The following is a 21,687-nucleotide window of genomic DNA, read 5'->3' on the forward strand; positions in this document are numbered from 1 at the left end:
GGTGCCGTTCCGGGGCGCGGAAACGCATGCCGGAGGCCGCCTCCGTCTGACGTGATCAGTGGCACACGGATCCGCCCCGGTGCGCTCTGGAGTTGTCGGTTCCCGCTCGTATGCTCGGACAATGACTTCCAGCGCGCAGGGATCCGAGCAGGCAGCACCGACCGCGAACGCCATGCGTCGCGCGCTCAGGCGCGCCCGGGACGGGGTCGCGCTGGACGTCACCGAGGCGGCGGTGCTGCTCCAGGCGCGCGGCGAGGACCTGGCGGACCTGTGCGCGTCCGCCGCCCGCGTACGGGACGCGGGGCTCGAGGCCGCCGGCCGCCCCGGCGTCATCACCTACTCGAAGAGCGTCTTCATCCCGCTCACCCGTCTCTGCCGCGACAAGTGCCACTACTGCACCTTCGCCACCGTCCCCGGCAAGCTGCGCCGCGCGGGCCACGGGATGTTCATGTCCCCGGACGAGGTGCTGGACATCGCCCGCCGCGGCGCCGCCATGGGCTGCAAGGAAGCGCTGATCACCCTCGGCGACAAGCCCGAGGACCGCTGGCCCGAGGCGCGCGAGTGGCTGGAGGCCGAGGGGTACGACGACACCATCGCGTACGTCCGGGCGATGGCGATCCGCATCCTGGAGGAGACCGGGCTGCTGCCGCACCTCAACCCCGGCGTCATGTCCTGGACGGACTTCCAGCGGCTCAAGCCCGTGGCGCCCTCCATGGGCATGATGCTGGAGACCACGGCCACCCGCCTGTGGAGCGAGCCCGGCGGCCCCCACCACGGCTCCCCGGACAAGGAGCCGGCCGTCCGGCTGCGCGTCCTGGAGGACGCCGGGCGCAGCTCCGTCCCCTTCACGAGCGGCCTGCTGATCGGCATCGGCGAGACCTACGAGGAGCGCGCCGAGTCGCTGTTCGCGCTGCGCCGGATCTCCCGCGCCTACCACGGCATCCAGGAACTCATCATGCAGAACTTCCGCGCCAAGCCGGACACGGCGATGCGCGGCATGCCGGACGCCGAGCTGGACGAACTGGTCGCCACCGTTGCCGTCGCCCGGCACATCATGGGCCCTTCCGCCTGCCTCCAGGCCCCGCCCAACCTGGTCGCCGGGGAGTACGCGCGACTCATCGGCGCCGGCATCGACGACTGGGGCGGCGTCTCCCCGGTCACCCCGGACCACGTCAACCCCGAGCGCCCCTGGCCGCACATCGACGAGCTCGCCGAGCGCTCCGCCGCCGCCGGCTTCGAGCTGCGCGAACGCCTCGCCGTCTACCCCGAGTTCGTCCAGCGCGGCGAGCCCTGGCTGGACCCCCGGCTGCTGCCGCACGTCCGCGCCCTCGCCGACCCGGCCACGGGCCTGGCCCGCGAGGACGCCGTGGTCGAGGGCCACCCCTGGCAGGAGCCCGAGGACGTGTTCGTCGCCGCGGGGCGCACGGACCTGCACCACACCATCGACACCGAGGGCCGCACCGCGGACCGCCGCGACGACTTCGACGAGGTGTACGGCGACTGGGAGGCGCTGCGCGAGGCCGCCGCCCCCGGCATGGTCCCGTCCCGGCTCGACGGCGACGTCAAGCAGGCGCTGAAGCAGGCCGCCGACGACCCCACCCGGCTGACCGACGCCGAGGCGCTGACCCTCCTGCACGCCGACGGCCCCGCCCTGGACGCCCTCTGCCGCATCGCCGACGACCTGCGGCGCGCGACCGTCGGGGACGACGTCACCTACATCGTCACGCGGAACATCAACTTCACCAACGTCTGCTACACCGGCTGCCGGTTCTGCGCCTTCGCCCAGCGGCGCACCGACGCCGACGCCTACACCCTGTCGCTCTCCCAGGTCGCCGACCGCGCCGAGCAGGCGTGGCAGGTCGGCGCGACCGAGGTCTGCATGCAGGGCGGCATCCACCCCGACCTGCCCGGCACGGCCTACTTCGACATCGCGCGGGCGGTGAAGGAGCGCGTCCCGGGCATGCACGTGCACGCCTTCTCGCCGATGGAGGTCGTCAACGGCGCGACGCGCACCGGCCTGTCCATCCGGGAGTGGCTGGCCGCCGCCAAGGAAGCCGGGCTCGACAGCATCCCGGGCACCGCCGCCGAGATCCTCGACGACGAGGTCCGCTGGGTCCTCACCAAGGGCAAGCTGCCGACCGCGACGTGGATCGAGGTCGTCAAGACCGCACACGAGCTGGGCATCCGGTCCTCCTCCACGATGATGTACGGGCACGTGGACCAGCCCCGCCACTGGCTGGGCCACTTCCGCCAACTCGCCGAGATCCAGCAGGAGACCGGCGGCTTCACGGAGTTCGTGACCCTGCCCTTCATCCACACCAACGCCCCCGTCTACCTCGCCGGCATCGCCCGCCCCGGCCCCACCACCCGGGACAACCGCGCCGTCACGGCCATGGCCCGGGTGCTGCTCCACCCGCACATCACGAACATCCAGACGAGCTGGGTGAAGCTGGGCGCCGAGGGCGCGGCCGAGATGCTGCGCTCGGGCGCCAACGACCTGGGCGGCACGCTGATGGAGGAGACCATCTCCCGCATGGCGGGCTCCTCCTACGGCTCGTACCGCTCGATCCAGGACCTCGTCGCCATCGCGGAGGCCGCGGGCCGCCCGTCCCGGCCGCGTACGACGCTCTACGGCGAGGTGTCCGAGGAGCGGCAGGCCGCCGCGCTCGCCTCGGACGGTCACCTTCCGGACCTGCTGCCGGTGCTGGGGGAGTAGAGAACGGGCCCGGCGCCTGCTTGTTGCCGTTTTGTCGCCGCTCGCTGGCCGGGCGGCGATGGATCGTGCATAGGGTGTCGGCCATGTCTTGGCCACAGAACCCGCAGGATCCCCAGCAGCCCCAGGGCTCGCAGCCCCCGCAGCCCCCGCAGCAGGGCTTCGGCCCGCCGCCCGGGTGGACGCCGACCGCCCAGCAGCCGGCGGTGTCACTGCCTCCGCAGCCGCCGCAGCACCAGCAGACGCCCCCGCAGCCTCCGCAGGCGATGCCCCCGCAGCCGCCTCAGCACCAGCAGGGGATGCCGCCTCAGGCGCCGCAGTATCAGCAGGGGATGCCTCCGCAGCCGCCGCAGCCCTACGGTGCGCAGCCCCCGCCGCCCCCGCAGTACCAGCAGGCGCCCCCGCAGCCCGAGCCGCCGCGTGGTGGCGGGGGCAACAAGACGATGCTCGCCGTCGTCGGCGGCGTCGTGGCGCTCGCCGTCATCGGCGGCGGTGCCTTCTTCCTGCTCCGGGGCGGCGACGAGGAGAAGCCCGAGGCGGGCAAGGGCGGCCCGCAGGCGTCCGGCGCCCCGGCGCAGCCGACGCAGGAGCCCACCCCGGGCAACGGTTCGGCGAGCCCGTCCGGCCCGCCGCCGAAGGTCGCCGGCTGGCAGACGCAGACCAGCGACGAGCACAACTACCGCTACGACGTGCCGGCCAAGGCCGACAAGTGGAACGTCGCCCCGCAGGGCACCGCCATTTCCTACACCGACAACGGCAAGCCCGTCGTCGTGATGCGGGAGATCGCGAGCTACCGCGAGGGCGGCTGCTCCTCCAGCGCCAACCCCGACTCCATGGGTGAGGCGGGCAAGGGACAGCTCGCCTCCATCGGCACCACGGGCGGCGGCAAGGACCTGGACCTCAAGGAGAACGCCCGCAACTGGGCGGGCAACTGGGGCACCATGGCCTACGGCGGCCTGAACAACAAGCCCAAGATCGAGATTCAGGACGAGAAGGCGTGGAAGGCCAACGGCATCGAGGGCTGGACCGCCACGGCCAAGGTGACCGTCAAGAACCGCCCGAGCGACTGCGTCCCGCCCACCGCGATCGTGAAGAGCATCGCCCAGAAGCTACCGGACGGCACCTTCCACGGCTGGGTGATCTACGCCGACCAGGGTGTCCCCGACGCGCTGACCGAGGCCCAGATCGACAAGATCATGAGCACGGTCCGGCCCGCGAAGGACTGAGGGCGTGAGCGGGACGCGCCCGGCGCGGGGGCCGAGCGCGAACCTCCCGGTGTGATCCGACCCGCCGCGCGGGTCAGCGCATCACTTCCCCGGCGTTCACCAGCAGCGACTGCCCGGTGATCGCCCGCGCGCGGTCGGAGGCCAGGAAGACGACGGCCTCCGCCACGTCCGCGTCCGTCGCGAGGTCCGGCAGCGCCACCCGGTCGGTGAGCCGGGCCCGTACGGCCTCCTCGGGCACCCCCTCGCTCAGGGCGGTGCGCCGGACGTGCTCGCGCACCGGCGGCCCCCACATCCAGCCGGGCTGCACGGTGTTGACCCGGATGCGCTGCGGGCCCAGTTCCCGCGCCAGCGAGTACATCGCCGAGACGAGGGCGCCCTTGGACGCGGCGTACGCGGTCTGGCGGACCTGCGTGGGGGCCGCCACCGAGGACTGGGTGCCGATGAGGACGACCGAGCCGCCGCGCTTGCCGAGCGCCGGCAGACAGGCGCGGGTCAGCCGCAGCGCGCCGAGGAGATTGACGTCGAGCACCTCCCGCCACGCGTCGAAGTCCGCGTCCTCCAGGCCGCCGAAGTGCCGGTCCAGGGCCGCGACGTGGACGACCGCGTCGAGGCGCCCGAAGCGGTCGGTGGCGGCGGTGGCCAGCGCGTCGCACCGGGCCTGGTCGGTGATGTCCGTGGCGAGATGGGCGGTGCGTTCCCCCGAGGGGTCGATGGCCGCGGCGGTCCGGGCGAGGTTCTCCCCGGTCCGGGCGCCGAGGACGACCCGGGCCCCGTCGCGGACGCACGCCGCCGCCACCCGCCCGCCGAGACCGGGGCCGACGCCGGACACGAGTACGGTCTTGCCGCGCAGCAGCATGGGACGGCACACCTCCCGTGGCAATGGGCACTGTGCCTGACGTAGCGTCAGGTGCGGTTCAGGGTAGGTCCGCACGCGGCGGTGGCGCCAGACCTCGACCCGGGCCGCCGGGCCCCTCCCCATTTGATGCCACGTCGGCTAGACCTGTGGGCCATGACGACTGACGACACCCGCGGCCGGGGCTACGGCGAGCTGGCCTCCGTCGGGCCCTACGGGGTGCGCCCCGGGCACGCCCTGATCACCCTGGTCGAGCCGGATCAGGGCCAGGAGCGCGCGTACAACCGCTGGTACGAGGACGATCACTTCATCGCCGGCGCCATGGCCATGCCGTGGATCTACGCCGGCCGCCGCTGGGTGGCCACCCGGGAGCTGCGGGAGCTGCGTCATCCGGCGGAGTCCGCCGTCGCCCGGCCGGTCACCACCGGCTGCTATCTGTCGGTCTACTGGATCACCGAGGGGCGCTACGACGAGCACATGCGGTGGACCGTCGGCATCAACAAGCGGCTGAATCGCGACGGCCGGGTCCACCAGGCCCGTCGCCATGTCTTCACGGCCTTCCAGGACCACGAGGCGACGGTCTACCGGGACGGCGCCGAGGGGCCGCGGGACTTCCACGCACTCGACCACCCCTACGCGGGTCTGGTCCTGGAGGTCATCGACGCGAACGGGCCGCGGGAGCGGGGCGAGCTGCTGCGGTGGCTGAGCGCCGAGCGGCTCCCGGAGCGCCTCGCCGGATCTCCGGCCGCGATGGTCACCGTCTTCCGGCCGACACCGCTGCCGGGCGACCGCATGAGCTATGTGCCGCAGGTCGAGGGCGTCGACACCCGGCTGACCCTGCTGTGGTTCCTGGAGCGGGACCCGCGCGCCTGCTGGGAAGAGCACTTCGCCGGGCGCGGGGCGGACGTCGAACGCACCGGCCTCGGCCGGGTCGAACTCGCCGCCCCCTTCATCCCGACCGTCCCCGGCACCGATCGCTACGTGGACGAACTGCGCTGACGACGGCCGTGGACGACGGAAGCCGACCGCGCGGTGCCTGCGTGGGGCGATGGCAAGCCCCCTCGGCCATGACGGCTTTCAGACGAGAGGGCTGTGCGCGGAACTGCGTGTCGATTTCCCAGCGGATGTATCGGATAGGTGTATCGGTCGCGTCCGCCGGCCCGGACCGTGGTCGCCGGCCGGTTCGGACGCCGGATCAGAGCCCGGTCAGAGGTCGTAGGAGCCGTCGTTGACGGTCGTCACGAACGAGGACCAGGCGTGGGGGGTGAAGGTGAGAGTGGGGCCCTGCGGGTCCTTGGAGTCGCGGACCGCGATGGCCTGCGGGAGAGGGGAGGCGACCTCCACGCAGTCGCCGTTGGCGAGCGAGTGGGAGGACTTGCGCCAGCTGGTCTTTCCCTGGTGAATAGCCATGATTACTCCGATGCCTGTGAATGCTGCCTGTCGGTTCAACGCCGGTTTCCCGAAGCGATCTCGACGTTACGCGCCAACATCACCTGATGAATGGCCTGTTCACTCGACCGGATGGCATATTCCAGGCGCCTCTTCCCAGACAGGGGCCTCGGGTGTACGGTGCGCCACCTTCGCGGTAGCGGGCCTCGTCGGGCCCCGCTCGGAGCTGGTTCGGACCTCGTTTGGACCTCGTTCGGGCCCCACCCCCGTTCAATGCGCGGAGCTCAGCTGCCCCACTCCTCGGCCACCTGGCTCATGAACTGCCGCGAGTGCTCCGCGTTGAGAGCCTGCATCCGCAAATGCTCGTACATCACGCTGTACGTCTGCACGTCGTTCGGCTTCTCCAGATAGAGATCGCTGGTGATGCCCTCCAGATAGACCGTGCTGGCGTCCTGCGGATCGTGGAACTCGAGGATGGAGAACTTCCCGTACATCCCCGGGTGCGCGCCCACGTCGTAGGGCAGCACCTGCACGGTGATGTGCGGCTGGAGGCTGAACTCCACCAGGTGTTCCATCTGTTCGCGCATGATCGCGCGGTTGCCGACGATCCGGCGCAGCGCCGACTCGTCGATGACCGCCCACAGCCGCAGCGGGTTGTCCGGGTCGGTGATGCGTTCCTGCCGGCGCATCCGCACCTGCACCCGCCGCTCGACGTCCGCCGACGTGGCCTCCGGCCAGGAGCCCTCGGTCACCGCGCTCGCGTAGTTCGGAGTCTGGAGCAGACCGGGCACGAGGGACGCCTCGTACACGCGCAGCGAGGAGGCGTCGGTCTCCAGACCGATGTACACGCTGTACGGGATGTCGCCGAAGGCGTGCCACCAGCCCTGCTGGCGCGACTCCTTGGCCATCTGCATCAGCGAATCGACGATGCGGTGGTCCTCGACGCCGTACACCCCGCACAGATCACGGACATCGCGCTGGCTGATGCTGCGGCGGCCGTTCTCCAGGCGGCTGATCTTCGACTGCGAGACCAGTAGCCGCTCGGCCACCTCCTCGGCCGTCATGCCCTTGAGTTCGCGTAGCTTGCGCAGTTCCTGCCCCAAGCGGCGCCGTCTTACGGTGGGATTGACACTGGACGCCACGGGACGCACCTCCGGCTCCGTCATGCTGCTGTCTCCTGATCCGCAGCCTGCCACCACTGGCCGGGGCGGCGCTGGAAAATGCCGACACAGAGTCCGCTTGCGGTGACCGGCGCCCGGCAGCCGGCGAGGGACGATCGCGCACAGGAGGTCACCCGCGGCGGGATCGCCGGCCTCGCACGAGGCGCGTCGCGAAGACGCGCACGCGGGGTGGTGGACCGAGCCGCCGTCCGGGACGGGCCGGCCCACCACCCCGCGTGCTGCTGCGGCTCCCGAACCGGGTCATGGGGACTGCGGTGCGGTCGGTGGAGCGGAGGGTGTAGCGAGCGGTACTGCGGTTGATCCATGGGACTGGTGTGCTCGAGGTCGGTGCTGGTCGTACGAGCGGGGCGAACGCCGACGGCAAAGCCGTCTACGAGGCCCCTGCACGGGCCATCACGGCCTCCTGGTGCGCGGGCTGCGCGGGAACCCCGGCGGACTCCACCGAGGGCCGACCGGAGGTCGACCTGCGCCCCGAACCGCCGCCGGCGCGGCCACTGCCGCCCGCACCCGCCGTGGCCGGTGCCCGCCGAGGCTGGGCAGCGACCCCGTTCTGCACGTCCATCACGGCGTGCGCCACGAGCCCGCCCATCGGGTCGTGCCTGATCAGATCCCGGAGCCGGGAGCGCGAAGAGCGGCCCTCGTTGCCCGGGTACAGATGCTTGCCCAGACCGACCGCGTGGGCCAGTGCGGCGAGCGCCGCGGTCCGCGGGTCCGGCGGCACGCCGGTGCGGATCGCGCTGTCCAGCCGGGCCCTGATCTCCCGGCTGATGGCCGTGTCCGTCGCCTGGTAGCGAGTCGTCGGCAGCACCCCGCACATCTGGCCCGCCACGGCATGCACCATGCCGCACCGCTCCAGGTGTGTGAGATACGTCTGGCGCAGCCCCAGCCGGGGCCCGCCGATCCAATGGACGGCGCGTACCGGGCTGCCGCGGCGGCGCAGCAGCTCCAGTGCGGAGTCCAAGGTCGGATCTCCTGTCGGCCGTGGCATCACCACGGCGATACGATCCCCGTCTGGGGCTATCCGTCCAGCCAGAGCCAGCTCCACTAGCTGTGCCCCGGCCAGGCCGAGGTCGAGCGACTGCGGCTGCGCCGTGGTTCCCGTGGCCGGGTCCAAGGCGAGCAGCAGAAGCTCCTCCGGAATTGTTCTGCGGCTCCTGCCCATCCATGCCTCCCCGCGTGGATGAGTGACAGGGTGACCCCTCTCACATTGGTCTGTCGAGAGTGCGTGGTGGCTTCGGGTGGGAACCGGTAGGTATGTCGTCTCGTCTAGCACGTGGATGAAGCCGGGCGAAGCCCTGTGACGGTGCGGTTGCGCTTCTGCGGCACAGGACACTGGTAGACGTTGGGAAAGTTCGGGCAGCGGGGTACTGGGTGCTCCGCCCCGGCGTATGACGTGGGAATTCGAGGAGGCATCGGTGGCGGGCGAGTCCCCCGACAAGTCGGAGCAGCGGAAGTCGTCGGGGGAGACGACTGGCGGCGAACGCGACCCGCGGCTCGGAGTTTTCCGAGAAGCGACGGTCAAGACCCCTTCTTCGGAGTCTTCGGAGCCCTCGAAGCCCTCGAAGGCCTCGGAGTCTTCGGAGTCCTCGGAGTCCCCGAAGTCTTCGGAGTCATCTGAGAAGGCCCGCCCGGCCGAGGCCGGCACGAGCTCGGCTTCCGACTCCGATCCGGTGGCATCTGCGAAGTCGGCGACGGCTTCGGGTTCCGGTGCCGCCCCGGCCAAGGGTCGGGTGGTCAATGCGATTGCAAAGCCCTCGGCTGATTCCGAAGTGACCCCCGCCCCGAAGCCCGAGGCGAAGGCGGCTGCGGAGCCCGCCGCCGGCGACGACCGGCTGAAGGCCGCCGTCGCCGCGTGGGTGGCGAACGCCGAGGACGCCGAGGGTGCCGGCGACACCGCCGGAACCGACGGCGTGCAGACCGGAAAGCCCCGGGAGTCCGCGAAGTCCGGAAAGCCCGAGGAGCCGGCGCGGTCCGCGGTGTCCGCGAAGTCCACCGACGAGCCCGCGGCGAAGCCCGCCGCCAAGGCCGCGCCCACTTCCGACGAAAAGCCTGCTGACAAGCCTGCCGCCGAGCCCGACGAGAAGTCCGGCGAGGAGAAGAAGGCTGCCGACGCTCCCGCCGGGAAGCCCGCCGACCGGCCGACCGCCGCGTTCGGCGTGGCGAAGCCGAAGAACGGCGCCGCGAAGCCCGCCGAGGCCCCGGCGAAGAAGCCGGCCGACCAGGCAGCCGACAAGCCGGCCGACCGGCCGACCGCCGCGTTCGGCGTGGTGAAGCCGAAGAACGGCACGGCCAAGCCTGCCGAGGCCCCGGCGAAGAAGCCCGCCGACCAGGCAGCCGACAAGTCGGGGGGCGACCAGCCGACGGCCCTGCTCAAGGCCCCCGCCGCCCCGGCCGCGGGTAAGGCGGGGTCCAAGGGCACCGCGGACTCGGACTCGGAGCGCACGAGCCAGTTCGTACCGCTGAAGTCCGACGCTGCCGCCGCCCCCGCGAAGCCCGCCATACCGATCAGCGTCACCCCGCCGACCGGTGTGCCGAAGGCGCCCGCCGAGGCCGAGCGCACGAAGCAGACGCCGCTGCCCCCGCAGTCCGCCGCGGGTGCGGAGCCGGCGGGCCCGGCCGCGCCGCTGGACCTGCTCGCGCAGCTGACCAACACCCCGCCGCCGCCGGAGACGCCCGTCCGCACCGCCGTGCGCCGGGTGAAGATCTGGACGCCGCTGGTGGCGCTGCTGCTGATCGTCTTCTGTGTCGTGCAGGCGTTCCGCCCGCTGCCGGACCCGACGCTGAAGCTGACGGCGAGCAAGAGCTACGCCTTCGACGGCGCCAAGCCGTCGCTGCCGTGGCCCACCGAGGGCCAGGGCTACGTCGAGGTGTCCGGGCTCGGCACGATCGGTTCGTTCGGCGAGCAGAAGCCCGTGCCGATCGGCAGTGTGGCCAAGACCATGACCGCGTACATGGTGCTCAAGAACCACCCGCTGAAGCAGGGCGAGAACGGCCCGATGATCGACATCGACGCCAAGGCCGTGTCCGACGCGGGCAAGGAGTCGGAGGGCGAATCGGTACTGAACACCGTGAAGCCCGGTCAGAAGATCTCCCTGCGGGACGCCCTGTCCGCCGTCATGATCCCGTCGGCGAACAACATCGCGCGACTGCTCGCCCGGTGGGACTCCCAGTCCGAGGAGGCGTTCATCAAGAAGATGAACGTCACCGCCAAGGAACTCGGGATGAAGAACACCACCTACACCGACGCGAGTGGCCTCATGGAGACCACGGTCAGCACCGCCGAGGACCAGGTGAAGCTGGGCAAGAAGGCGATGGAGATCCCCGCCCTGGTGGCGATCACCAAGCTGCCCTCGTGGAAGGACCCCTCCGGCACGACCCACCGGAACTACAACACCCTCGTCCCCTTCGACGGCGCGATCGGCATCAAGACCGGCAGCACCACGAAGGCGGGCGGCAACCTGCTCTTCGCCGGCCAGAAGGAGATCGGCGGGACGACGCAGCTGATCGTCGCCGCGGTGCTCGGGCAGCACAAGGCCCCGATCATCGACACGGTCAACGCGGTCAGCAAGAAGGTGCTCATCGCGGCGCAGGGTGAGCTGAGGGACCACAAGGTCGTCAAGAAGGGTGACGTCGTCGGCCGGGTGGACGACGGCCTCGGCGGCACGACGCCGGTCGTCGCGACCAAGGACGTCACGGCCGTCGGCTGGTCCGGCCTCACCGTGAACATCACGCTCAACGACGCCGGCCGCAAGCTCCCGCACTCGGCGAAGGCCGGGACCGAGGTCGGACAGCTGACCGTGGGCAGCGGGCCGGGTCAGGTCCGGGTGCCGGTGACGCTGAAGAAGGACCTGGCGGAGCCGTCGTTCGGGTCGAAGCTGACCCGCCTCGGCTGAGCGGCACAGGTGTGACGCGGCCGGGTCCGGGCACCGGATCCGGCCGTGACGGGTGGCGCGGCTCCTGGCCCGTACGAGTGCGTACGGGCCGGGAGCCGTTTCACCGTCCAGGGCCCGTCGCGACGGCGTGTTAGCGTCGCGAAGGTTTACGTATGGCACGGCCCGGCCGAAGGGAAGACGTCGGGGGAAGACGGGGAGAACCGCAGTGACCACCGTGGGGCCGGCGCGCGCAGACAAGCCGCAGGAACCGGACGACAGGGGCGACGGCGCCCCGTCCCGGATAGAGAAAGCGGAGCGTGACGTCGCTGACGCAGGCCCACCCGCGCCCTGGTGGCGCCGAGCGGGCCGGCTGGCTCTGACGCGCCCCGTGGCGACGACACTGATCGTCGCCGCCGTGCTGCACATGATGTGGTTCTGGCTGTTCGCGAACAGCGGCGGCGACCTCGCGGCGCAGGACGCGTGGGCGGAGTTCGCCCTCCAGCACCCCGACTCGGCGTACAACCTGGCGTGGTACGGCGGTATGCATCCTGTCTCGTACAGCGTCATCTCGCCGTATCTGATGGCGCTGATCGGTGTGCGCTCGACGATGATGGTCGCGGGCACGCTCTCGGCCGGGCTGATCGCGATGCTGCTGGTGCGCAGCCGCTCCGTCCGTCACCCGCTCTGGCCCGCGCTGTACGGCGCCTTCGCGCTGACCTGCAACGCGATCTCTGGACGTGTGACCTTCGGGCTCGGCATGATGTTCGGCCTGGCGGCCGTCGCCGTGATCTTCGCGTGGCCGGTGCGCTGGCGCAGCGAGGGCAAGTACCGCTGGGGCCGGGCCGCGCTCGCGGGCCTGCTGGCGGCGCTGGCGACGGCGTCGAGCCCGGTGGCGGGCCTGTTCGTGGGCATAGTCGCGGCCGCGCTCTTCCTGAGCGCCCGGCGCCCGGCGGCGTACTCGCTGGGGGTGACCCCCGTCGTGGTCGTCGGGCTGTCCGCGTGGCTGTTCCCGTTCTCCGGGCAGCAGCCGATGGGGTTCCCCTCGGCGATCCTGCCGCTGCTCAGCGGCGTCTTCGGGATGGTCTTCCCGCCCAAGCACTGGCGCACGGTCAAGATCGTCTCGACCCTGTACGTGCTGGGGGTGCTGCTGGTCTGGCTGATCCCCTCCCAGATCGGCACCAACATCTCCCGGCTCGGCATGGTCTTCGGCGGTGTGGTGCTGGTCGCCGCGCTGCCGGAGCTGAAGGTGCCGTCCTGGTCCGAGCTGCTGACCGCGGGCCGCAAGTGGTTCGCGGTGGTCCTCGCGGTCGTGACGATCACGGTCTGGCAGTCCGTCAACTCCATCAGCGACATCGTGCACACCACCCCCGCCGCGTCCTGGGCCCGCGAGGTGGCACCGCTGGTGGACAGGCTGCAGCGGGTCGAGGCCGAGCGCGGCCGGGTCGAGGTCGTCCCCGCGCGCAGCCACCGCGAGGCGTCGGCCCTCTCCCCGTACGTGAACCTGGCGCGCGGCTGGAACCGCCAGGCCGACATGAAGCGCAACCCCCTCTTCTACGACGCGCCCAGCAGGCTGAACGCCACCACCTACCGCGCCTGGCTCGACCGCTGGGCGGTGCGCTACGTGGTGCTGCCCACCGACGAGCCGGACCACGCCGCGGTCGACGAGGCCAAGCTGGTCGCCGGGGGACTGCCGTATCTGCGGCAGGTGTGGTCCGACGATCACTGGCGGCTGTACGAGGTGCAGGACCCGAAGCCCATCGCCGATCCCCCGGCGATGGTGGCGCGCACGGACGCGGACGGAATGACGATCACCGTGAACAACGCGGGCCGGGTGCTGATACGCATCCCGTACTCGCCGTGGCTGGCCCTGATCGACGAGCACGGCAAGACCGTCGCGCCGCCGCGGATCGGCCCGAAGGGCGAGCCGCCGGTCAACCTCAACGGCTGTCTGACCAAGCACCCCGAGCGGGCGGGCGAGGACGAGCCGGAGGACAACTGGACGGTCCTCCACGCGCCGCACGGCGGTACGTACCGGATCGCGGCCCCGTACAAGCTGCCGCGCGGCACGGGCTGTCCGGACGACCTGGTGAAGTAGGCCGGCTGAAGCGCGAGCGGGTGAACCGAGGCGAGGTTCACCCGTTCGCCATTTCTGGGTACGCACGTTCGGTAGTCGCGTCGTTGCGTCCAGTGACCTGCCCTTATGTGATCGGGCAGGCCTGGTCGCCGTGCCTCGGACGGCCTATCTGATGTGACGTCAGGGTGCAGGCGGGGCGAAACGCCGTTTCGCTCGGTTTGAGGAGCGTGGAACCCCGACTTCATGTGGCACATCGGTGTGTCACGGCCGCGCTCGCGGAGGAACGAGCATGCGTACAGCACGAGTGTTCACCGGGACCGCCCTGTCCATAGCCGCCGTCGCTCTCGCGGGCGCTCCCGCGTTCGCCGCCGCCGGCACCTTCGAGAAGCTGGAGGTCTCGCCGGGCAGCGTCCAGCCCGGTGCGACGGTCACGGTGAGCACCACCGCCTGTGGCCGCGGCGGCGTGGGTACGGGGGATGCCAGCGCCGTCGGCGGCCCCGCGTCGTTCCAGCTCAAGCCGGGCACGCACAAGGAAGTCGTGGTCGGGCAGTTCAAGGTCCCGATGAGCGCCAAGTCCGGCACCTACGGCATCGGCGTCAACTGCAAGAGCGGCCGGGAGGCCACGGGCGACCTGGGCGTCACCAAGGGCTCGACGCCTCCGTCCGCGCCCGCCTCCGCGCCCGCCTCCGCTCCCGCCGGCCCTGCCAACGCCGCCGGCCCTGCCAACGCCGCCGGCCCTGCCGGCCCCGCCAGCCCTGCCAGCCCCGCCAAGCCGCCGACGGGCGGCATGATGACCGGTGTCGGCGGTGCGAGCGAGAGCGGTTCGGGCACGGCCGAGATCGCGGCCGGCGCGGCCGTCCTGACCGCCGCCGCGCTCGGCGGCTCCTGGTTCCTGCGCCGCCGCCGGAGCGGCGACCGCCTCTGACGCCGGCCGCCTCCGGGCGGCCGAATCCGTCCCCCGGCTCCCCGGACGCGCGCGGCGTCCGGGGGCCGGCCACGGCCACGGCCCCCGCCTTCAGATCACCCTGTTCCGCCGCGGTGGAGGACCCGGATGCCTCAGACGCGACACAAGCGCAAGAAGTACCAGAGGCGCCGGGAGCACCAGCGCCAGGCGGCGCGGCGGCGCGCGGCCGACCGGGTGGTCCTGGCCGGCGAGGCGGGCCAGGTGGTCCCGGTCGGCCACGGGGTGCGGGCGGACCGGGCCGGCCGGCCTGTTCTGGCCGGCCCGGCCGGTCCGGCTGGCCCGTCCCGTCCGTCCGGCCCGGCTGGTTCGGTCGGTCCGACGCGTCTGCGGCGCGTTTCCCGCGGCAGGGCCGTGGTCGCCGTGGTGGCGACGGCCGCGCTGTGCGTCGGGACCTGGCTCATCGTCCGCGGCGCGGAGTCCGGCGGCCCGCCGCCGCAGCCCTCGAAGGCGCAGGCGTTCCCCCGGACCGACGGCGGCCGCGGCGCATCGTCCTTTCCCCCGCTGCCTCCCTCGACCCCCATCCGGGTCCGCGTTCCCGAGATCAGGGTCGACGCCCCCGTGAAGCCGCTGGGCCTGCTGCCGGACGGCAGCCTCGACAGCCCCCCGGACGACAACAGGAACCTCACCGGCTGGTACGCCGCCGGCACCCAGCCCGGCGCGGCAGGTACCGCGATCGTCGCCGGGCACGTCGACACGGCCGCCGGACCGGCCGTCTTCTACGGCCTCGGCGCCCTCAAGAAGGGCAACACGATCGAGGTGCGGCGCGCGGACGGTCGTACGGCCGTCTTCACGACGGACGCGATCGAGGTGTACGACCGCAAGGAGTTCCCGTCGAAGAAGGTGTACGGGGCGTCGTCGCGGGCGGAGTTGCGGCTGATCACCTGTGGTGGCGGCTTCTCCGAGGAGACCGGCTCCTACCTCGGCAACGTCGTCGTCTTCGCCCACCTCACGGGGGTGAAGACCTAGCTGCGGGGGAGGGGGAGCCGGTTCACCAGTCGATCTCGGGCTCGGGTTCGGGCCCGAAGTCGGGCTCGGGGCCGAAATCGGAGTCGTGCCCGAAGGCCGACTCGGGCTTCGGCCCCGACTGCGCGGGCCGCCCGGGCTGACCGGTCCGGCTCGACTGGCCCGACCCCGACCCCGACCCCGACCCCGACCCCGACCCCAGGTCCGCGAGGACGTCGAGGATCGGCTGACCGTACTTGGCGAGCTTGTTCTCGCCGACGCCGCCCACGGTGCCGAGCCTGTCCAGGGAGTCGGGCATCACGGTCGCGATCTCGCGCAGCGTCGCGTCGTGGAAGATCACGTATGCCGGGACGCCCTGCTCCTTCGCGGTGGCCGCGCGCCAGGCGCGCAGCGCCTCGAAGACCGGCACGGCCGCCTCGGGCAGATCGACGGGCGCGGCACGCTTGCCCGAGCCGCTCTTCGACGAGCTCTTCGCCGCCCGGCCCGGCTTCTCCGGCTCGCGGCGCAGCAGTACCTGGCGCTGCTTGCCCAGGACCTCGGCGCTGGCGTCGGTGAGCACGAGCGTGCCGTAGTCGCCCTCGACGGCCAGCAGCCCCTGCGCCAGCAGCTGCCGCACCACGCCCCGCCACTCCGCGACGCTCAGCTCGGTGCCGATGCCGAAGACGGTGAGCCCGTCGTGGTCGTGCTGGATGACCTTGGCGGTCTTCTTGCCGAGCAGGATGTCGATGATCTGCCCCGCGCCGAACTTCTGCCGCCGCTCCCGGGCCAGCCGGAGCACGGCGGAGAGGAACTTCTGGGCGGCGACGGTGCCGTCCCAGGTGGTCGGGGGCGTGAGGCAGGTGTCGCAGTTGCCGCACGCGGTGCTCTGCTGGCCGAAGTAGGCGAGCAGCTGGATCCGGCGGCACTCGACCGTCTCGCACAGCGCGAGCATGGCGTCGAGATGTGCCCCGAGCTTGCGGCGGTGGGCCTCGTCGCCCTCCGAACCGTCGATCATCTTGCGCTGCTGGACGACGTCCTGGAGGCCGTACGCCAGCCAGGCGGTGGAGGGCAGACCGTCACGCCCGGCACGGCCCGTCTCCTGGTAGTAGCCCTCGACGGACTTCGGCAGATCGAGGTGGGCGACGAACCGCACGTCGGGCTTGTCGATGCCCATGCCGAACGCGATCGTGGCGACCACGACCACACCGTCCTCGCGCAGGAAGCGCGACTGGTTGGCGGCACGGGTGCGTGCGTCGAGACCCGCGTGGTACGGCACGGCGTCGATGCCGTTCTGCGCGAGGAAGGCGGCCGTGTCCTCGACACCCTTGCGCGACAGGCAGTAGACGACGCCGGCGTCACCGTCGTGCTCGGTGCGCAGCAGCTCCAGCAACTGCCGCTTCGGGTCGTTCTTCGGCGCGATGCGGTACTGGATGTTGGGCCGGTCGAAGCTGGCGACGAAGTGCCGGGCGCCCTGGAGGCTCAGCCGCCCCGCGATCTCGCCGTGGGTGGCCTCGGTGGCGGTCGCGGTCAGCGCGATCCGCGGCACGTCCGGCCAGCGCTCGTGCAGCGCGGACAGCGCGAGGTAGTCGGGCCGGAAGTCGTGGCCCCACTGCGCCACGCAGTGCGCCTCGTCGATGGCGAAGAGGGAGATCTTGCCCCGGTCCAGCAGCCGCAGGGTGGCGTCCACGCGGAGCCGCTCCGGCGCGAGGTAGAGCAGATCCAGCTCCCCGGCGAGGAACTCGGCCTCGACCATCCGCCGCTCGTCCATGTCCTGCGTGGAGTTCAGGAATCCGGCCCGCACACCGAGCGCGCGCAGCGCGTCGACCTGGTCCTGCATGAGCGCGATCAGCGGCGAGATGACGATGCCGACGCCGGGCCGGACGAGGGCCGGGATCTGGTAGCAGAGCGACTTGCCGCCACCGGTCGGCATCAGGACGAGCGCGTCACCGCCGTCGACGACGTGCTCGATGATCTCCTGCTGATCCCCGCGGAAGGCGTCGTAGCCGAAGACGCGCCGCAGGACGCGCAGGGCGTCGGAGTCGTCCGTGATCTCGGCGGTGACGGTGGTGTCGGCGGGCGCGGTGGGCTCAGCGGGATCGGCCATTCGGGCAGTCTACGAGGATCCACCGACACCGAAGGGCGGTCGATCATGAGGCGATCAGGATCGGCCATTTCGGGGCAGGTCACGGCACGGGGACGCACGGAGGAGTGACGCGAAGCACGGCGACACCGCCCCCGGTGCGGGGCGTCGGGGGCCCGCGAAGGTCCGCCGGACAGGCCTAGGCGACCTCTATTCCGTACTCCTGGACCAGCGCCTCCAGCCCGCCCGTGTATCCCCGCCCCCCGATGACGAAGTCCCAGTCGCCGCTCGCGCGCCTGCGGAAGGAACCGAGGACGAGGGCGGTCTCGCCGGGCCGGCCGTCGGACACCTCCAGCTGTCCCAGCTCGGCGCCCGAGGCGTCCGACAGCCGGATACGGGCGTCGGTGAACCCCGACAGATCCGCCTGCGGATCGGCCTCCGGGTCTATCGCCGCGACGAGGACGAGCCGGTCGGCACCCTGCGGCAGGGCGTCGAAGGTGACCCGCACGGCGGCCTTGTCGGCGGCCGAGGCGGGTACGGCGCGAACGGATCCGTCGGGGGTGCGGGGGTTGTTGTAGAAGACGAAGTGCTCGTCGCTGAGCACGCGCGTGCCGTGGCAGACGAGGGCGCACACGTCCAGGACGACACCACCGGACCAGGACATGCCCAGCACGTTGTAGTCACCGTCGGCGGGCTCGGCCTCGGGTACGGCGGGTGCGGCCGCCCCGGCGCTCGCACCGCTCCCACCGCCCAGCCGCCCGCGCAGCCCGTGCTGCCGCAGCAGCTCCACCAGCTCCTCCCCGGACACCAGCGTCAGGGGCTTGCCGTTGGCGAAGGCGTACGAGCCGGGGCCGAACTTCGAGGTGGTCACGAGGACCCCCTTGTTGGCACCCGCGCCCTGGACCGTCCCGTACAGATCGCGGACGGCGGTCGGCGGCACGGTCTTGCGGTACCGCTTGACCTGCACGATGATCCGCCCGCCGCTGATGGGATCCGGGTCCAGGGCCTCGACGTCGACACCACCGTCATTGGAACGCTGGGTCATCACCGCCCGCATCCCCCGGGCCCGGAACAGCTCGGCCACCAGCCCCTCGAACTCGACCGGATCCATCGCGAACAGATCCGGGTCGTCACCACCGCCGTGGGAGACGACCCCCCGCCCGACCTCGTCGGGCAGCCGCCCCGGCCGGACGGCGGCCAGCTGGTCGGGACGGGCGGACAGCAGCCCGCCGAGCCCTTCGGTGAGGCACTCGACGGCACTCACCTGCTCCAGATGGAGCTGACCGAAAACGGAACGGGGGACGGTGACGGCGGCGAGGAAGATCTGGGCGAGCCGCCCGGTGACGGGGTCGTGCTCGTCGACGAACCCGTTCAGCGCCACGGACTCCAGCGCCCCGAACTCGTCCGCCGCGAACAGATCACGCAGCGCCAGCAGCACGCACTGCGCCAGCACGTCCCGGTACAGCGCCCGCCGCTGGGTGACCGGCCGGGCGACCTCCTTCTCCTGGTCCGCGTTGAGCATGTACCGCACCGACTTCGTCTCCGGCACGATGTCGAACCCCGGCAGCTCCCAGTTCAGCACCAACTGCCGGGCGCCCGGGTCGTACGAGGCCGACAGCTGGTGCGGGAAGTCCTCCGGCCAGGCGGTGGAGGCGTACAGCGCCGCCGAGAAGTACTCGACGACCGCGTCCGGATCCCCCTCGCGCAGCGCGGACGCCATCTCCGCGATACCGGCGTTGTACCGCCGGATCTCCGCGAGCTGCGCGACGGCCCACGCGTCGTACTGCCGCCGGTACGCGGCCAACTGCTGCTGCCGCTGCGCCTCGGCGGCCTGCGCCGCGTGCCAGTCCCGCTCGAACTCGGCCCGCGCGAACCGGTACTGACCCGGATCCGGCATGGGCACGGGCTGTGCGAGGTGCCCGGGGGCGAACGGCTCCACCTGCTCGGCCCGCGCGAGCGCTCCCGTGGTGAACCCCGGCGCCCGGCACCCCACGACGAGCAGCCCGGTCAGCTCCTCGACCCGGGCCTCGATCTCCTCGGTCCGCAGCCGCGCCTCGGCCTCCCGGGCCTGCCGATAGGCGGCCCGCTGCTCCCGATCGAGCCGGGCCGCTTCCCGCTCGTGGGCCCGCTGCTCCCGCTCCTGCCGCCGCTGCTCCTGCACCTCCGCCCGATGCCGAGCCTCCACCTGCCGCTGCTGCTGCCGCTGCGCCTCGGCCCAGACGCCGATCAGTCCATTGGAGCGACGACTCATACGGAAACATGCCCTCCCCTCGGGACGCGGGACGTCCCGGAACCGCGTACTGGCCCCACAACCAGCGGTAATGAGATCCGACTTTAGTCGGTTTGAGGCGGTGCGATCATCAGGTTGGTGAGAGCCTGCGGTTCCCGGAGGCCGGTGAGCGCTCGTGCGGGAGGGCCACGTACTGACAGTGCGGGGCGCGGTCGACGGCTCCCCGCACGGTTGTTCAGAGCGGCCGTGCCTCGTGGGCTGCCGCGATCGCGTCGATGCGCTTGGCCAGGTCGAAGTCCGCGACGGTGAGCCGGTGGCCGGCGTCGTGGGTGGTGATGCCGAAGCGGACGCGGTCCCAGCGGAGGTCGATGTCCGCGTGGTGACCGATCAGCCGCTCGATGTCCGCGACGTGCACGATCAGCGCCACGCCTCCGTGGTACCGGATTCCGAAGGTGCGGGTGATCTCATCACCCGACCGCTGCCAGCCGGGAAGCTTCCGCAGGAGCTCCGTGATCTCCGCGTCCGTCAGTGGGACGATTGCCTCCGCCACGTCATCCCCTCGCTGTCACAGACGCCAAGACCTCGTCGAGGTCGTGGCCTACGGGGGCATCGTGCCACGGGCTCATCCTGTGCCGCAGCGTCGTCAACTCTCTTCGCATCCGCTCCGATCCGGTGTCGACCGCGATCAGTACCGCCTCGCGTGTGATCGCGACGGCGTGGTCCGGCTCCTGCGCGATCGCCGCTGCCGTCGCATGTCGTGCCAGATACACACCGCGATCACGCCGGGCGGTGGCCGGCACCCTGTCGAGCACCTGCCTCCACAGGGAGTCGGCCTCGGCGCCCAGCCCCAGTCGGCCGTAACAGGTCGCCCTCTGCACTTCGAGGTAGCAGGGGGTGCGTCGGCACGCATTGCCCCAAGGCAGGTCGTCGTCGACTCGGGCGAGGAGCCCATCGGCTTGATCGATGAGGCGGTCGACGGCCGCACGGTCATTGATGAGGCTGGCGCCGTGAGCCTGTTGCTGAAGTGCCATCACCTTGACCTTCGGAGCGAGCTGGCCGGATCCGTCGAGGGCTGCCTCGCACAGGTCGACGACTCCGTGCCCGTCGCCGAGGTCGGTGCGCACCTGCGCCTGGTTCACCAGCGAATAGGCGATCAGGTGGCGGTCCCGGGACCGCATCGCGATCTCCTGTGTCGTCCCACGCCAGAACGACGCGCCCCCGAGGTCACCGGCGTCCTGGTAGAGCCAGCCCACCAGTGCCGCGTAAGCGGCGCCCACGCGCAGCAGGCCGCGACGGGTTTCGCCAGTAGCCACACGTACCAGGCGGTCGATCAGCTCGTACTGCGCGGACACGGTGCCGATGAGGTCGTGTGGGCCGAGCAGCATGTCCGCGCGGTAGTGGCCCTCAAGCTGTTGCTGGAAGTAGTCGATGAGAGCGGGGTCGACGTGTCGCGGTGCGATCGGTCCGGCGGTGAGGGCGGCGGCGGTCACCGATACGAACGCGCGTCGATTCACCTCTGCCACCCCTTCCTGGTGGTCTGCGCGGATCCATCCGGCCGGAACGGAGAACCCGAGGTCTTCGGGCCAACGGCCGAACGCGGAGTGGAGCGCAACGGCGTAGTCCTCGCGTGGCCAACCGGGTCGACCGGACTCCCATCTCCGCCAGGTCCGGGCCGACACCTCGAAGTGCGGGTCGCCGAGTGCCGCGCGGCGCCCTGCGGTCACTCCCCGAGCCGCAGTCCCGCCCGACCGCCATCCGCGTTTCAGCCCCCCGCGGTGATCCGCACCGGTATCCACTTCGAGGCGGTCCGCTTGCCCGCCGATCTCGTCCATGACCTCGCTGCGACGGTGGCGGATGAGGCCGTGTCGCGGCAGAGCGTCGAGAGGGCTTTCCATGGGGCGGGCATCCACGGTGCGGTCATCGCCGACCCGGTCCGCCGCTGGTATTACGCACTCGTACCGCCCGGTACCGCCGAGGCGTGGGCCGATCCCGGCTTCGAGTGTCTGGGCCGCGATCACTACCTCGGGGTCCCCGCCACGCACCGCGCCGATCCGCCCGGTACGCACTGGCTGCTGTCGCCTCCGGAGGGTCAAGAAGATCTATGCGATCCGGATGCCGTGCGGAGGCTGACCGGAGCCCGAAACGAAGGCCGAACGCGGTGAG

At 71.7% G+C, this 21,687-nt stretch carries 16 protein-coding genes; 8 read left to right on the forward strand and 8 right to left on the reverse strand.

Going from position 1 to position 21,687, the window contains the following annotated elements:
* The first annotated feature begins 121 nt into the window (after window positions 1-121).
* Together FHS38_RS14740 and FHS38_RS14745 are read left to right on the forward strand one after the other, a co-directional pair.
* The gene (locus FHS38_RS14740; RefSeq protein WP_184733976.1) at window positions 122-2,716 is read left to right on the forward strand and encodes a bifunctional FO biosynthesis protein CofGH; all 2,595 of its coding nucleotides are present in this window, start codon (window positions 122-124) and stop codon (window positions 2,714-2,716) included.
* A gap of 83 nt (window positions 2,717-2,799) precedes the next feature.
* Window positions 2,800-3,939 carry a DUF8017 domain-containing protein gene (locus tag FHS38_RS14745; RefSeq protein WP_229822507.1) on the forward strand — a complete coding sequence of 380 codons (1,140 nt, stop codon included), beginning with the start codon at window positions 2,800-2,802 and terminating at the stop codon, window positions 3,937-3,939.
* A gap of 73 nt (window positions 3,940-4,012) precedes the next feature.
* Here the strand turns inward: FHS38_RS14745 and FHS38_RS14750 are convergent, their stop codons facing one another.
* Window positions 4,013-4,795, reverse strand: coding sequence for an SDR family oxidoreductase (locus FHS38_RS14750; protein ID WP_184733977.1), 783 nt, complete (start codon window positions 4,793-4,795; stop codon window positions 4,013-4,015).
* A gap of 153 nt (window positions 4,796-4,948) precedes the next feature.
* Here FHS38_RS14750 and FHS38_RS14755 point away from each other — a divergent pair, with 153 nt between their 5' ends.
* Window positions 4,949-5,791: a hypothetical protein gene (locus FHS38_RS14755; RefSeq protein ID WP_184733978.1), complete on the forward strand. Its 843-nt coding sequence runs from the start codon at window positions 4,949-4,951 to the stop codon at window positions 5,789-5,791.
* A 207-nt stretch (window positions 5,792-5,998) separates the two neighbouring features.
* On the opposite strand, the gene FHS38_RS14760 is transcribed toward FHS38_RS14755, so the two are convergent.
* From FHS38_RS14760 to FHS38_RS14770, 3 genes are all read right to left on the reverse strand, one after another.
* Window positions 5,999-6,202, reverse strand: coding sequence for a DUF397 domain-containing protein (locus tag FHS38_RS14760; protein ID WP_184733979.1), 204 nt, complete (start codon window positions 6,200-6,202; stop codon window positions 5,999-6,001).
* Between the two features lie 263 nt (window positions 6,203-6,465).
* Window positions 6,466-7,323 carry a type II toxin-antitoxin system RelB family anti-toxin gene (gene relB / locus FHS38_RS14765; RefSeq protein WP_184734179.1) on the reverse strand — a complete coding sequence of 286 codons (858 nt, stop codon included), beginning with the start codon at window positions 7,321-7,323 and terminating at the stop codon, window positions 6,466-6,468.
* Window positions 7,324-7,732: 409 nt separating this feature from the next.
* Window positions 7,733-8,524 (reverse strand): GOLPH3/VPS74 family protein, encoded by a 792-nt coding sequence (locus tag FHS38_RS14770; RefSeq protein ID WP_184733980.1) that lies wholly within the window; start codon window positions 8,522-8,524, stop codon window positions 7,733-7,735.
* A gap of 607 nt (window positions 8,525-9,131) precedes the next feature.
* On the opposite strand from FHS38_RS14770, the gene FHS38_RS14775 reads away from it, so the two are divergent.
* From FHS38_RS14775 to FHS38_RS14790, 4 genes are all read left to right on the forward strand, one after another.
* A complete protein-coding gene (locus FHS38_RS14775) occupies window positions 9,132-11,255 on the forward strand; it encodes a serine hydrolase (protein ID WP_308433536.1) in 2,124 nt (707 codons plus the stop codon).
* Window positions 11,256-11,658: 403 nt separating this feature from the next.
* On the forward strand, window positions 11,659-13,329 hold the full coding sequence (locus FHS38_RS14780) for a DUF8823 domain-containing protein (protein WP_184734181.1): 1,671 nt from the start codon (window positions 11,659-11,661) through the stop codon (window positions 13,327-13,329).
* 268 nt (window positions 13,330-13,597) lie between these two features.
* Complete coding sequence (locus tag FHS38_RS14785; RefSeq protein WP_184733981.1) at window positions 13,598-14,233, forward strand: GVDTG sorting domain-containing protein; 636 nt, start codon at window positions 13,598-13,600, stop codon at window positions 14,231-14,233.
* Between the two features lie 363 nt (window positions 14,234-14,596).
* Window positions 14,597-15,238 carry a class F sortase gene (locus tag FHS38_RS14790; protein WP_229822497.1) on the forward strand — a complete coding sequence of 214 codons (642 nt, stop codon included), beginning with the start codon at window positions 14,597-14,599 and terminating at the stop codon, window positions 15,236-15,238.
* Window positions 15,239-15,260: 22 nt separating this feature from the next.
* On the opposite strand, the gene recQ is transcribed toward FHS38_RS14790, so the two are convergent.
* From recQ to FHS38_RS14810, 4 genes are all read right to left on the reverse strand, one after another.
* On the reverse strand, window positions 15,261-17,318 hold the full coding sequence (gene recQ, locus FHS38_RS14795; protein WP_184733983.1) for a DNA helicase RecQ: 2,058 nt from the start codon (window positions 17,316-17,318) through the stop codon (window positions 15,261-15,263).
* 175 nt (window positions 17,319-17,493) lie between these two features.
* Window positions 17,494-19,545 (reverse strand): restriction endonuclease, encoded by a 2,052-nt coding sequence (locus FHS38_RS14800; RefSeq protein WP_184733984.1) that lies wholly within the window; start codon window positions 19,543-19,545, stop codon window positions 17,494-17,496.
* Window positions 19,546-19,759: 214 nt separating this feature from the next.
* On the reverse strand, window positions 19,760-20,074 hold the full coding sequence (locus FHS38_RS14805) for a 4a-hydroxytetrahydrobiopterin dehydratase (RefSeq protein WP_184733985.1): 315 nt from the start codon (window positions 20,072-20,074) through the stop codon (window positions 19,760-19,762).
* Between the two features lies 1 nt (window position 20,075).
* On the reverse strand, window positions 20,076-21,419 hold the full coding sequence (locus FHS38_RS14810) for an NsdA family TPR-like regulatory protein (RefSeq protein ID WP_506417199.1): 1,344 nt from the start codon (window positions 21,417-21,419) through the stop codon (window positions 20,076-20,078).
* On the opposite strand from FHS38_RS14810, the gene FHS38_RS14815 reads away from it, so the two are divergent.
* Complete coding sequence (locus FHS38_RS14815) at window positions 21,300-21,686, forward strand: hypothetical protein (RefSeq protein WP_184734198.1); 387 nt, start codon at window positions 21,300-21,302, stop codon at window positions 21,684-21,686. The genes FHS38_RS14810 and FHS38_RS14815 overlap by 120 nt on opposite strands.
* The last annotated feature ends 1 nt before the right edge of the window (window position 21,687 follow it).

The sequence above is a fragment of the Streptomyces netropsis genome, assembly GCF_014203545.1.
Classification (GTDB): domain Bacteria; phylum Actinomycetota; class Actinomycetes; order Streptomycetales; family Streptomycetaceae; genus Streptomyces; species Streptomyces netropsis.

What these genes read in the sequence shown, in the direction of transcription:
- FHS38_RS14785 (WP_184733981.1), top strand. Translation starts at nt 13,598, where the DNA reads ATGCGTACAGCACGAGTGTTCACCGGGACCGCCCTGTCCATAGCCGCC.
- FHS38_RS14755 (WP_184733978.1), top strand. Translation starts at nt 4,949, where the DNA reads ATGACGACTGACGACACCCGCGGCCGGGGCTACGGCGAGCTGGCCTCC.
- FHS38_RS14745 (WP_229822507.1), top strand. Translation starts at nt 2,800, where the DNA reads ATGTCTTGGCCACAGAACCCGCAGGATCCCCAGCAGCCCCAGGGCTCG.
- FHS38_RS14740 (WP_184733976.1), top strand. Translation starts at nt 122, where the DNA reads ATGACTTCCAGCGCGCAGGGATCCGAGCAGGCAGCACCGACCGCGAAC.
- FHS38_RS14780 (WP_184734181.1), top strand. Translation starts at nt 11,659, where the DNA reads ATGATGTGGTTCTGGCTGTTCGCGAACAGCGGCGGCGACCTCGCGGCG.
- FHS38_RS14770 (WP_184733980.1), bottom strand. Translation starts at nt 8,524, where the DNA reads ATGGGCAGGAGCCGCAGAACAATTCCGGAGGAGCTTCTGCTGCTCGCC.
- FHS38_RS14750 (WP_184733977.1), bottom strand. Translation starts at nt 4,795, where the DNA reads ATGCTGCTGCGCGGCAAGACCGTACTCGTGTCCGGCGTCGGCCCCGGT.
- FHS38_RS14760 (WP_184733979.1), bottom strand. Translation starts at nt 6,202, where the DNA reads ATGGCTATTCACCAGGGAAAGACCAGCTGGCGCAAGTCCTCCCACTCG.
- recQ (WP_184733983.1), bottom strand. Translation starts at nt 17,318, where the DNA reads ATGGCCGATCCCGCTGAGCCCACCGCGCCCGCCGACACCACCGTCACC.
- FHS38_RS14800 (WP_184733984.1), bottom strand. Translation starts at nt 19,545, where the DNA reads ATGAGTCGTCGCTCCAATGGACTGATCGGCGTCTGGGCCGAGGCGCAG.
- FHS38_RS14810 (WP_506417199.1), bottom strand. Translation starts at nt 21,419, where the DNA reads ATGGAAAGCCCTCTCGACGCTCTGCCGCGACACGGCCTCATCCGCCAC.